Raw genomic sequence first — 12,753 nt, 5'->3', positions numbered from 1 at the left:
TGACTGGTCATTGTATTTAATTGTTACTTTTTTATAATACGATGGTTTCAGGCGGAACACCGTTGGGATACTCTTCTTCCCATATTCTTTTCTCTGCATAGGCTTGATACCACATATCTGCAATGACATTAGGATCATTGAGCGTTCCTATCCCGGCTGCTTTGATAGCTGCACCTAATGAGCGGTGAGCAACGAAAATGTCTTTAGGTGAAAGCTCAGTATGAAGATTAGTAATCTCGAAACACAGCCGGTGGGGACAATACGGACCGATCGCCACACGTCTGGGTAGAGAAGTGCCAGGAATGCTGCTGTCTGCAGGCGGATTATTGTTCATATGTAGACTTTTGAAAAACTTATCAGTAAACTTTATATAGATGTGGTGGACCAAGGCACAAGTAAGTTTTGGCCTGTGATTTTCTTTACTCCGACTCATTCTGACTTTCATCTGAGGGGTGTATGAATTATGTTGTTTATTGTTCTCTCTGCAGGAGCTCGGGTACCAGAACAGCCCAAGAATCAACTTTATCTTATTGAGGATAATTGGAATGATTGGTGGGACTACAAAACAATGTATAGCCTTAGCTATGTGGATGAGTCTGGGAAGCTCCTTTATCTTGGCAGTGTAAAAATAGGAGAGCGTACGGTTAATAAAGAAACGTTACGACCAAACATCCCCAGTAGTTTCGATTTCCTAGACGACACATTCTTTTCCGTTGGCCAAGACGTTAGCTACTACGAATCTCTAAATGAGTTTCATGATGACTACCGTCAAACGATACTTCGGGCTCTAATGGACATCGCGTTACTTCCGGAGGTTTACGCGAGAGTGCGTAACTACAGTGTAACCAAAGAATCGTTGATGAGAAATGTACGACACTCCTCTGTTATTGGACAATACCGTAGACTCGCAAACGGAAATTCGGAGTTAACATCTTACAAGTTCACATACACAGGACCGAACATAAGAGACGCTGAACGTATTGTGCTCGATTTTGAGGTGGTGCCTGATTCAAACCCACCTACCAATATGCACGTTCTTATAGGCCGAAATGCAGTTGGAAAAACACACATGATTAACAACATGGTTGCTTCACTGATCAGCACTTCCCCCTCTCGTACCAAGAACGGCTACTTTAGTACACAATCTGATGCTATATCCGATGATGTATTATTCGCTAACGTTGTTTCTGTCTCGTTTAGCGCATTTGATCCAGGTGAACCTATACCTGACCGAAGGAACAGACAAGAAGGGACGCCTTATACATATGTAGGTCTAAAACAGGTGAATAAACCACCAAAGAGCCCAGAAAACCTTAAATACGATTTTGCAAAAAGCATTGATTCCATTAAGAGCAGTGGCAAGATTGTAAGGTGGTTACGTGCCGTGGAGATGCTTCGTGCGGATCCTATTTTTGATGAAGCCAACGTACCCACCATACTAGAACCAGAAGAAAATGAAGATCCTCTTGGATTTTTTGAACAAGATACTGAGAATGATGCAGTGGAAGGGGATACGGATGAAAGTAAGTTACTTAGGCGTCGCGCTCAGAAATTCTTCCATCGTCTAAGTTCCGGCCATAAAATTGTACTGCTGACTCTTACTCGATTAGTCGAGACACTAGAGGAGCGTACACTTGTATTACTCGATGAGCCAGAGGCACACTTACATCCCCCACTATTGTCTGCGTTTATTCGTGCGTTATCTGACTTACTCGTGCAAAGGAATGCGGTTGGGATTATTGCTACCCATTCACCAGTTATCTTGCAGGAAGTACCGAGAAGTTGTGTGTGGAAGCTACGGCGCCGCGGTACTCAGTTAACTTACTGCAGGACCGAAATAGAAACCTTTGGTGAAAACATTGGAGAACTCACAAGCGAAATATTTGAATTAGAAGTCGTTTATTCCGGTTTTTATAGATTGCTTCGAGAAGCCGTTGAGAGATATGGCGATTACGATAGAATCGTCGAATCTTTTAATGGTGAACTCGGCTGGGAAGCTCGTGCCATCCTACGCGGTTTAATAAATGATGTTCAGAGAGAGGAGGGATAGACATATGCGTTCGCTCCCTTTACCGACTTTTACTGCTGAAACCGTATTCCGAGAATCTATTAGCCGAGTACAAGATCCGGATTTAAAGGATCGATTAGAACGTTGCATTCCAGAGATTAATCAGGATACACGAGACTATAATAACAAGGCGGCTACAGCTAAGCTTCACCTTGTACAGCGCAAGACACATGTAAACGGTAATGTAACGCAGAAGGAAATGGAGGCTGTATACACGGGCAGGATGGCCAAGAAAAATGGACCTGGACGTTCATTTTATGAGAGATTACGATATCAAACAGTTGATGGGAAATGCCCATTATGCGGCCAACTCCCAGTGAAGACACTTGACCATTACTTGGCCAAAACTGATTATCCTTCTCTGGCTGTATCTCCGACTAATCTAATTCCAGCGTGCAGCGATTGTAATAAGACCAAAAATGCAACATTCCCTACCCGGAGTGAGGAGGAAACCCTTCATCCCTATTTCGATAATATTGAGAACGAACAATGGCTATACGCAAGGGTTATGCAAACGGCGCCACCTTCACTTTCCTATTTTATTAATCCACCGGCAGGTGCTTCCCCTTTGTTGGCCAGCCGTGTTTCATACCATTTTGAGCTCTACCAACTTAACGTTCTCTATAGCTCTGAGGCGGGATCAGAGTTTCGAAACATTGCTTTTCAGATGAAGAAGCTTCATCGAGTTGGGGGGCCCGGAGCAGTTAGACAGCAATTACTAGAAAGGGCTGAAAGTAGCTTGCACGAGAATCTAAACTCCTGGAAGTCTGCAATGTTTCAAGCACTGGCTAATGATATCTGGTATCAAACTACTGGTGTTCTTTTGTGATGGTACAAGCTCTGGTGAAAAGGCAGCATACGACAGAGAAATTAGTTAATCGAATTTTACTTTCATCAAATTACCAAAAGAGAGAACCGATTCTCAACTTAATACAGAAAATAAGGTGCTTAATGATTCGAGGCCTTAGATCTCATAAGTTTTATAGTTGGTCGTGCTAATAAACGTCCTGCGATTAATTGTATACAAAGTCAGGATACTATTGGGCAATCTTGTGTCTCGCCAGTACCAAACAAGCGTCCACAGCTTGAACGTAATCTTGAAGGGCTTCCGGACTGGTTTACGAAGCTTAAATTTCCTTTTGATCGAAAGCAAATTAATCTCCAATAAAAGATGAAGCGAAAAAAACAGTTGCAATCTATAAAAAATAATATCCCAGCTGGGAAGAGCAAATGGATTTTGATTTTAATGTCCCAAAAAGAAACAAGTAGTTAATTGTAACCGATTAAGTGAATCAAAAATACTATAATCGATCGTAAATATTAGGATCATTGTAGGCGATTTTTCAGCGAATCGGTAAGAGCAAGTGCCGTGAATGGGAAGACACGTTGAAAACAGATAAACAGAGGGTTGACTACTAGACCGAATATTAATGTTCTACCGAATGTTCTACCGACTTAGAATCCCGTATAAAACTTAACAGAACCTAAAACCCCATTGTATCTGTAGTTTTCCGACTTCTAATACCTTATAAACCCCTCTAGAACCATACGGAAACGCATTCGTAATGCGTAGGTCGGGGGTTCGAGTCCCTTCACCAGCATCTTACTAAAGTCAAGCACAGCGCGGCTTCCGAGGTTTTCGGGGCCGCGCTGTTTTTGTGTTTTTATGCAAACTTCTACCATTGTTCTACCCTTTACTTGGATAAAGTGACATGTCCGCTTTTTGTGCCTTACATTTATTCCAATTCAGTTTGATCAGCTCGTCTCCAAGCTGGCCCCGTACTTCAAGAAGATTAACGGGAACACCAAGCGCCGTAAGAAAATTAAGCAGGGACCCGTTCAATGTTAATGTGGATTGGGTCCCTTAATGAACGTAACCAGTGGATCGAACAAAACCGCCGCTGCTATGGAACCCTTCTGTTTGCTGTTTCTGTAACTATGGATTATGTCCAGGTAGTCGTTTTTTCAAGCGGCATGCGGTAGGATGGATAGCCCTCTTGAGCTGCTTTCCCTATTGAGATCAACATGATGGGCTGAAACCGCTCCTTGTCCAGGCCAAAAACTTCTGCGATTTGATCCTTATCGTAACCGGCCATCGGGTTGGTGTCATATCCGTGAGCTCGGGCAACAAGCATCAACTGCATCGAGACGAGGCCCGAGTCAAGAAGGTTAACATCGTGTAGGTCGGATGCGGATAGACTAGCATAATAGTGTTTAGCTTGTTGCAGCTGAACATCCTTGATATCCTGTGGCATGTATCCAAGTTCTACGGCTTTACCGAAAATTTCGTCTATATATTCAATATTGTGTGCATCGTAAAATACCGCAATGATAGCCGAAGAAGTTAGAACTTTCGTCTGATTGAAGGAGGCCAGTGGCGCAAGCTTCTCTTTGCCTTCAGCGCTGTCGATAACAAGAAAACGCCATGGCTGCATGTTAATAGCAGAAGGGGCGCGGGAAGCTTTCTCCAAAATTTCAGTCATTTCCTCCCGGCTGATTTTCACTTCAGGATCGTATATTTTAACAGAACGGCGCTCCAAGACGATTTTATTGAAATCGTTTGTTTGGTGGAATTTACTTGTGATTGTACTCATCTATAAACCTCTCCTATTATCATAATTGTGAGAACATGCCCTACTTCGCATATCCTCACTGTTTAAAGTGTAAACTGTGAAGTATACTTTATAGCAAGAGGAAATCGAGGTGATGCTGATGAAGATTAGCGAAGTAGCCAAACATGTTAACATGCCGATATCAACCCTGCGTTACTATGAGAAAATGGGCATTATCCCTGATGAGTATATACTGAGGGACCGGAATAATTATCGAAACTACTCTGCAGAAATCATCCATCATCTAACTGTCGTTAAGAGCTGTTTAGCTGTTGGCTTTTCAATTCATGAGGTGGTATCCATGGTTGTGAAAGGTGGATTTTCAAGGGATGAACAAACACGCATTCTCAAAGAAAAAATAAAAGAAATCGAAGACACTCAAAAAAAATTAGATGTGTCCAAACAATCGCTTAACGAAATTCTTGAGTTGGATCTTGTGTGTGAAGACGGGTTCGGTAAACATAAATAGAAGATAACTTGCAGTGCTATTTTCAGCGCCCAAATGAAGAAGCAATAGTCGGTATTTTAACTGCTTGGAAAATAGGCACGAATCATCATCGGCATTGTTCAAAGGGGAGCAGCCTTTTCTCCTGAGAAAGCTGCCCCTACCTGCATTCTAGCTGCCTAAGACTGATACACAATTGGAAAGAATGACAGGAAGAATGGTTACGGCAATAGAGCGGGACTCAACGTTCTTGTTAAACAGGAGTACATACTTTGGTCAGATCGTCAGCACACGAACTCCCTTCACCAGCATCTTGCTAAAGTCAAGCGCATCGCGGCCTGATTTTGCACCAAGACAAACGAGGTCATTTTCTAAAATCGTAACAAAAGTTAGACACTAGGCATTCGGCTCCTGACGCGCTGTAATCCCTCACTTCTCCCTTCACTCCTCCTTCAAGCCTTGCCTTCCAAATCTCTAACGGTTGCCACAGCTGTTAATTCGCCAAAAATGAGCCCCTCGATGTTCTAACGGTTATAATCCACGTTATTCCTGCCGAATTCATCTCAACATATTAAAATCGTTCGGATAGCAGCATATACAACCGTTAGATGCCCAAAGAGTGGAGAATCAGCGAATTAACAGTAATGGCAATCGTTAGGATGGAGTCACATCAATAATGGTATTGAATTCTTATTCTTCTTCGGAAGAATTCTAGAGTTCGAACGCCAGAACCTGAAATGCCAGCATTGTCAAAAAACATATCTATTTTTCCATTTATAGGGTACATAAAACACGCTAAGTATTTTGTTACTAGTGCTTTTCATGGGGCTGTTTTTGCCATTTTAAATAAGGTTAAATTTTTTGTTTTTCCGGTATCTGATAATCCAAATGACCCCAAATCAATGGATTCAAGACTGATAGCTCTGTTGGATACATTTAGCTTATCTTCTTGCTACGTTTATGATAAAGAAAACATTCCAAATATTGATGATGTTACTTTTGATCATATAAACGAATCAGAAACAAGTGCATATCGTCATAATTCAATTCAATTTCTTAAAGATGCTTTGGAATCTTAACATAAACCAAGGCATGTGTGCGCTAAGCGAGGGCATTTTACAAATGCGGATGAGTGTTGTCAAACATACCAGATTATTCTTTTTAATAAAGTCGCGCAACTGTTGTTTCGTCCAAAGTCCCATGTATTCTCCCAACCTATCTATTAGTTCCATTTTTATCAAATGACATTATTTTATTAAGTTCCCCACCTTGTGTAGGTGAACTTAAAAAGTATCTTTCTTCAAATGTCTGAATTTGAGAGCCTTTATTCATAAGTTCATCTTCAGAGGAATGAATAGTTGTCTTTAATAGTAATAGCGCAAGGCTTTTATCGTAATATTTTTTAATCTGGAAACTTCACCAATTGAAAAATACCTTTTGTTATCCATAAAAATCCTCCCGAAAGCCTTATGTGGGAAAGTCGTTCTGCTGATATATCAATTCCCATCTTCCCAATAAATCACAAGTTGTGCTCATATTTCAACTAACAGGCGTTACTACCACCTCGGCATAGCCTAGGTGTTTTTTTATCTTGAATAAGTAGATATGTCTGAGTTAATATAGAAACATATGTTCTTATTTGTATTAGTATCCCGTCGTATATTAACAACAGCAGGATACAGTCAGCAACAGAAGTTCTCAGCCGGAAGGGATGTGATGACAAGTGAATAAACAGGGACATTCTGCATTAGCTCTGCTTGCAGGATCGGCTACATCGGTAACTGCGCTAACGACTTCGCCAATGAGTACCTCGCTGGAGGTCATTGGCTTCGCAGGAGTGGTATGTACCGCTTCTATTTTGGGAGGATTTGCTCCTGATTTGGATCATAAGACGAGTACGGCGAGTCAGAAAATCCAGCTTTCATCGGGAAAGCGAAAACTCATGCGGGCATTGTCAGGAATTTTCCTATGCATAGGCTTCGCGTTAATTCTACTGGGATACTCCATGCAAGCCGGATCGATATGTATTGGCGCGGGCATCGTTGCCGGCTGCCTGGCAAGGCTTAGGACGATCATTCTTATCGCTAGCGGTGTTTTGATGCTGGTAGGGTATGCTATATACGAGTGGCACTGGATGGCTCTATTTACGGGAATAGCTCTGCTGATGATGCCGTTCGTAAAACACCGTTGGATCATTCATTCGCCTGAATTTGCCATCATCCTGAGTCTGGGACTCTACATCTTTGGCAGTCAGTATCCAGGATTGGTTGTGACAAGTTGTCTAGGATTTATCGCCGGCTGGTGGTCTCATTTATTTGGAGATATTTTTGGGAGTGAGGGGATACGTTCCTTGTTTGCTCCAAGGTTTAAAATAGCTCTTCGCTTATTCGATAATGGCGGATTTGCTGAACGGATAATTTCTAAGCTGTGTCAGTTATGCAGCATCGTGATCTGGGTATGGTATGGGGTTGTCCTCTGAATCTGAAGTTTTCCACAATTGCGAGAAGATTTCATCACTTTACATACCCTACAAGGGTATGGTAATGTATAATCAAGTTAGGGGGTTTTTTCGATGGACAACACAGTGAAAGAAGTAGCTTCTTGCCATACAGAGAACGTTACGTCTTGTCGTAAAAGCCATCATCCAGAACGTGTAAAGAAAGATTTAACCACCCGATTAAATCGCATTGAAGGTCAAATTCGGGGAATTAAAGGAATGATTGAAAAAGACACCTACTGTGATGATGTGATTACACAACTTTCTGCCACACAATCTGCATTAAATAGTGTAGCCAAAATTCTTTTAGAAGGCCATCTAAAAGGTTGTGTCGTCAACCGCCTTTCAGAAGGGGATGAAGAGATCATCGATGAACTAGTCGTAACAATTCAAAAGTTAATGAAAAAATAATGTAATTACAGCAATATACCCCTCGGTGAATATTACACTAATAATTTCATTTAAAGGAGATATTAAATATGCAAAATGTAACATTAAACGTACAGGGTATGTCATGTGGACATTGTGTGAAGGCTATAGAAGGAAGTGTGGGTCAATTAGCAGGAGTTAACGAAGTAAAAGTAAATTTAGATGCTGCTCAAGTTGAAATAACATTTGATGAGGCGCAAGTATCCATTGATACAATTAAAGAAACGATTGATGAGCAAGGGTACGATGTAGAATAAGGGTGCTGTCACAGCACTCTCTCATTTTCAAATAAATATACCCCCAGTAGGTATGGAGAAGGTGAAAATTCATGAGCATAACATCCAAAGAAGCTAGCATTCAAATTACTGGAATGACGTGTGCTGCATGTGCAGCACGGATTGAAAAAGGTTTGAGTAAAATGGAAGGGGTCGAGCAAGCAACCGTTAACTTGGCACTTGAAAAGTCAGCGATTAAATATGACCCTTCAAAGCTAAGTGAAGCTGATTTTGAAAAGAAAATTGAAGCACTCGGCTATGGTGTTGTCAAACATAAAGCGGAATTTGATATTACCGGCATGACTTGTGCTGCCTGTGCGGCACGTATAGAAAAAGGTTTGAACAGAATGGAAGGCGTTACAGATGCGAACGTCAATTTAGCGCTTGAAAAAGCAACGATTGAATTTAACCCTTCAGAAGTAACGATTACTGATATTATTGCGAAGGTAGAAAAGCTAGGTTACGGTGCGCACCAAAAGCAAGATGAAAAAGGACAAGTCGATCACCGTGAAAAGCAAATCAAAGATCAACAACGTAAGTTTATATTTTCGGCGATTCTATCATTGCCATTATTGTGGACGATGGTTGGGCACTTCTCATTTACATCCTTCTTATACGTGCCAGATTTCTTAATGAATCCGTGGATTCAAATGATATTGGCAACACCAGTACAATTTATTATCGGTAAACAGTTTTATGTAGGTGCCTATAAAGCATTACGGAATGGTAGTGCCAACATGGATGTACTTGTCGCGATGGGTACCTCAGCAGCGTATTTTTACAGTTTATATCAAGCTATAGTAACTGCAGGAACAGGTCATGCTCCACATCTATATTTTGAAACAAGTGCAGTATTAATCACGCTTATTCTTCTAGGAAAATTATTTGAAGCAAAAGCAAAAGGTCGCTCATCAGAAGCTATAAAGAAATTAATGGGTCTTCAAGCAAAAACAGCGATCATCGAACGTGATGGAGTTGAAAAAGAGGTACCGTTAGAAGAAGTAATAATAGGTGACATTATTTTAGTGAAGCCGGGTGAAAAAATTCCTGTTGATGGTGAAGTAATAGAAGGAACGAGTGCTGTCGATGAATCCATGTTAACAGGAGAAAGTTTACCCGTGGATAAACAGGCAGGTGACGTTTTATACGGCTCCACAATTAACAAAAATGGTTTTATCAAAATGACAGCGACAAAGGTGGGACGTGACACCGCATTAGCTCAAATAATTAAAGTAGTAGAAGACGCTCAAGGTTCAAAGGCGCCAATCCAACGTATGGCCGATCAAATTTCAGGGATTTTTGTACCTATTGTAGTTGGGGTGGCTCTCCTTACTTTTCTAGTATGGATGATATGGATTCAACCGGGTGAAATTACACCGGCACTTGAAGTATTAATAGCAATCCTTGTGATTGCCTGTCCATGTGCGCTAGGACTTGCAACACCGACTTCCATAATGGCAGGTTCGGGTCGAGCAGCGGAGTTTGGTATTTTGTTCAAAGGCGGAGAGCATTTAGAACAAACACAAAGCATCGATACAGTAGTCGTTGATAAAACAGGTACTGTTACCCATGGTAAACCTGTATTAACAGATGTCTTAGTAGCAGATGGTCAAGACGAAAAGAAGTTTTTATCGTTGATCGGTGCAGCGGAGAAACAATCAGAGCATCCATTGGCCCAAGCGATTGTTCAAGGTATTCAGGATAAAGGCATCGAACTTGGTAACATTCAATTTTTTGAAGCCATTCCCGGCTATGGTGTACAAGCAACGATATCAGGACAAGAAGTGGTCATTGGTACACGTAAACTCATGCAACAATATGGGGTTGATATCCAATCTGTTCTCCCTAAGATGGAGGAATTAGAACGCAAGGGTAAAACAGCGATGCTGGCTGGAATTAACGGTCAATATGCTGGGCTGGTTGCTGTAGCGGATACAATTAAAGAAACATCCAAAGAAGCTATATCTCGCCTGCAAAAAATGGGGATTGAGGTCATTATGATGACTGGTGATAACACGCGTACCGCCCAAGCTATCGGGAAAGAAGTGGGGGTTGATGCGGTTATTGCCGAAGTCCTTCCAGAAGGAAAAGCAGAAGAAGTGAAAAAACTGCAGCAACAGGGCAAAAAAGTAGCCATGGTTGGAGATGGTATTAATGACGCCCCCGCACTTGCAACAGCTGATATTGGCATGGCTATTGGTACAGGTACAGATGTTGCCATGGAAGCTGCGGATATTACACTGATTCGAGGCGATTTAAATAGTATTGCGGATGCGATTATAATGAGTCGCAAAACGATGCGTAATATTAAACAAAACTTATTCTGGGCATTTGCCTATAATACAATTGGAATTCCAATTGCGGCAATTGGATTACTTGCACCGTGGGTAGCAGGAGCTGCGATGGCATTTAGTTCTGTATCCGTTGTATTGAACGCATTACGTTTGCAAAGAGTGAAATTATAAATCTATATAGCATGTTCTTTATAGTCTGTTGCTTATGATTCAAGTGGAATGTCAACAGCCTTGGCTATTGTTACAGCAAAGAAGCCATGGCTCGGTTGGCATTTTTTTATGGATATCCATCCTCTCAGTGGTTGGTGCTTTTTTTGTTTATCCCCTTTAAAAAGGATTTCTCGACAAAATAATGTTGACAGAGCTGGAATCCTCCTATATTAAAATAATCCATCTGATCTATTGAGAAATAATTGAAAATCATATAGATTATGTGTATATAACGTTATAATGTTATAGACGGGTTTTTCTTGTAACCTATGAGCTCCAATGAAAGAAAGATAGGAAAACTGTAATTAAGAGATTCCAGTGATTCAGTTATGGAAATCTATCACAATGGGGGAGGTGATGCATTCTTTCTGCGTGGAGATACAGAAACCTTGCTGACCATTTCATAAGGAGGAGTTTAGTTGATGAAAAAGGGGTTATTTGGCATGCCGGACAAGCCGGGAAGAGTGATGACGCTGCTGCTGGTCTTTACGCTGCTGATCAGTTTACTGCCGCTGGCCGCTTCGGCAGCTGACCGCGGTGCTTGGGCGCCTAATGTGTCCTATACGATAAACGACACGGTGACATATGGTGGCAACACCTATCGGAATATTCAGTCTCATACTTCTTTGGTAGGATGGGAGCCGCCTAATGTACCTGCTTTATGGCAGTTGGTAGAAGGCGGAGGCGGCGGTGGAGGCGATACAGTGGCGCCGACGGCTCCCGTGAATTTAACGGTGAGCGGCATTACCTCATCCAGCGTCACCTTATCCTGGTCTGCTTCTACCGATAATGTAGGCGTGGCGGGATATGAAGTTTATCAAGGCTCGTCAGTTGTTTTATCTGTAACAGGCACAACCGCTACGGTCACAGGGCTTTCTGCCAGCACGGCTTATTCTTTTAAAGTCGTGGCTAAGGATGCTGCTGGCAACCGTTCCCCGGCTAGTGCGACCGTTAACGCGACGACGACGGCAGGCAATGGAGGTGGCGGTGGAGGTCAGCTTCCGAAGCATACCTTGACGGGATACTGGCATAACTTTATTAACAACTCTAGCAATTTAAGAGTAAGGGATGTGCCTAGCCAATACGATATCATTGTATTGTCGTTTGCAGATATGGATCCTGCCAAGCCAGGCGGAGTTACCTTTAATGTGGATTCCTCATTGTCCTCGGCCTTGGGAGGATATACGAATGCAGATCTGATTGCGGATATTCAGGCTAAACGCGCGCAAGGAAAAAAAGTCATTATATCGATTGGCGGGGAGCAGGGGAATATTGATTTAAATAACGCCTCCCCTAATGTAACGAATTTTGTGGAAAGCATGCATGCCATTATCACGCAATTTGGATTGGATGGCGTGGATATCGATCTGGAGCATGGCATGAATGTAACTAATTTAACGAATGCTATTCGCCAGCTGCAGCAAAGAGTCGGGAGCGATTTCATTCTAACGATGGCACCGCAAACGATAGATATGCAGAGCCCAAACACCTCTTATATGCAGCTCTATAACAATCTGAGAGATATTACATCCGTCATTAATGTCCAGTATTATAATTCAGGCTGCATGCTGGGGCGGGATGGTAAATGTTATTCGCAAGGCACGGTAGATTTCTTAACGGCTCTTACTGATTTGACTTTGCAGTGGGTAGCACCGTCCCAATTAGGCATTGGTGTTCCGGCTACGCCATCAGCGGCAGGCGGAGGATATGTCTCTCCGACTGTCGTTAATAATGCGCTGAACTGCCTGGCGACCGGCAACAGCTGCGGAAGCTATAAACCCGCAGCCAAATACCCGGATATCCGGGGAGCCATGACATGGTCGATCAACTGGGATGCGACTTCGAATTATAGTTTGGCCAATACAGTCAAGCCTTTCTTGAATTCGCTTCCATAAAACCGAAAGTTGAAATGCAAAGATAAAG

The 12,753-nt window shown here is 42.2% G+C and carries 11 protein-coding genes and 1 tRNA gene; 10 read left to right on the top strand and 2 right to left on the bottom strand.

Translation table 11 applies throughout. From position 1 onward, the window contains the following. Positions 1 to 31: 31 nt before the first annotated feature. A complete protein-coding gene (locus EIM92_RS24010; protein ID WP_246021161.1) occupies positions 32 to 433 on the bottom strand; it encodes a hypothetical protein in 402 nt (133 codons plus the stop codon). 30 nt (positions 434 to 463) lie between these two features. Between EIM92_RS24010 and EIM92_RS01085 the strand changes: the two genes are divergently transcribed. The 3 genes from EIM92_RS01085 (at position 464) to EIM92_RS23580 (ending at position 3,666) form a co-directional block, all read left to right on the top strand. Continuing rightward, positions 464 to 2,050 (top strand): AAA family ATPase, encoded by a 1,587-nt coding sequence (locus EIM92_RS01085; RefSeq protein WP_125081095.1) that lies wholly within the window; start codon positions 464 to 466, stop codon positions 2,048 to 2,050. A gap of 4 nt (positions 2,051 to 2,054) precedes the next feature. Beyond that, positions 2,055 to 2,897, top strand: coding sequence for an HNH endonuclease (locus EIM92_RS01080; RefSeq protein ID WP_125081094.1), 843 nt, complete (start codon positions 2,055 to 2,057; stop codon positions 2,895 to 2,897). A 668-nt stretch (positions 2,898 to 3,565) separates the two neighbouring features. Continuing rightward, positions 3,566 to 3,666: transfer RNA gene (locus EIM92_RS23580), tRNA-Thr, on the top strand. A 345-nt stretch (positions 3,667 to 4,011) separates the two neighbouring features. Here EIM92_RS23580 and EIM92_RS01075 read toward each other — a convergent pair. Next, entirely contained in the window at positions 4,012 to 4,662 is a 651-nt protein-coding gene (locus EIM92_RS01075) for a nitroreductase family protein (protein ID WP_125081093.1), read from the bottom strand. 112 nt (positions 4,663 to 4,774) lie between these two features. On the opposite strand from EIM92_RS01075, the gene EIM92_RS01070 reads away from it, so the two are divergent. The 7 genes from EIM92_RS01070 to EIM92_RS01035 all read left to right on the top strand — a co-directional run bounded on the left by EIM92_RS01070 (position 4,775) and on the right by EIM92_RS01035 (position 12,725). Beyond that, the gene (locus EIM92_RS01070; protein ID WP_246021337.1) at positions 4,775 to 5,149 is read left to right on the top strand and encodes a MerR family transcriptional regulator; all 375 of its coding nucleotides are present in this window, start codon (positions 4,775 to 4,777) and stop codon (positions 5,147 to 5,149) included. Between the two features lie 713 nt (positions 5,150 to 5,862). Further along, positions 5,863 to 6,204 (top strand): polysaccharide pyruvyl transferase family protein, encoded by a 342-nt coding sequence (locus EIM92_RS01065; RefSeq protein WP_125081092.1) that lies wholly within the window; start codon positions 5,863 to 5,865, stop codon positions 6,202 to 6,204. A gap of 644 nt (positions 6,205 to 6,848) precedes the next feature. Continuing rightward, positions 6,849 to 7,604 carry a metal-dependent hydrolase gene (locus EIM92_RS01055; RefSeq protein WP_125081091.1) on the top strand — a complete coding sequence of 252 codons (756 nt, stop codon included), beginning with the start codon at positions 6,849 to 6,851 and terminating at the stop codon, positions 7,602 to 7,604. 93 nt (positions 7,605 to 7,697) lie between these two features. Then, a complete protein-coding gene (locus tag EIM92_RS01050; RefSeq protein WP_125081090.1) occupies positions 7,698 to 8,033 on the top strand; it encodes a metal-sensitive transcriptional regulator in 336 nt (111 codons plus the stop codon). 68 nt (positions 8,034 to 8,101) lie between these two features. After that, on the top strand, positions 8,102 to 8,308 hold the full coding sequence (copZ, locus tag EIM92_RS01045) for a copper chaperone CopZ (protein ID WP_125081089.1): 207 nt from the start codon (positions 8,102 to 8,104) through the stop codon (positions 8,306 to 8,308). Positions 8,309 to 8,379: 71 nt separating this feature from the next. Continuing rightward, positions 8,380 to 10,791 carry a heavy metal translocating P-type ATPase gene (locus EIM92_RS01040; protein WP_125081088.1) on the top strand — a complete coding sequence of 804 codons (2,412 nt, stop codon included), beginning with the start codon at positions 8,380 to 8,382 and terminating at the stop codon, positions 10,789 to 10,791. Positions 10,792 to 11,252: 461 nt separating this feature from the next. Continuing rightward, positions 11,253 to 12,725, top strand: coding sequence for a chitinase (locus EIM92_RS01035; protein WP_125081087.1), 1,473 nt, complete (start codon positions 11,253 to 11,255; stop codon positions 12,723 to 12,725). Positions 12,726 to 12,753: the final 28 nt, after the last annotated feature.

The sequence above is a fragment of the Paenibacillus lentus genome (assembly GCF_003931855.1).
Lineage (GTDB): Bacteria > Bacillota > Bacilli > Paenibacillales > Paenibacillaceae > Fontibacillus > Fontibacillus lentus.
Note: the sequence above shows the minus strand (reverse complement) of the source record. Positions and strands in the feature narration are given on the sequence as shown.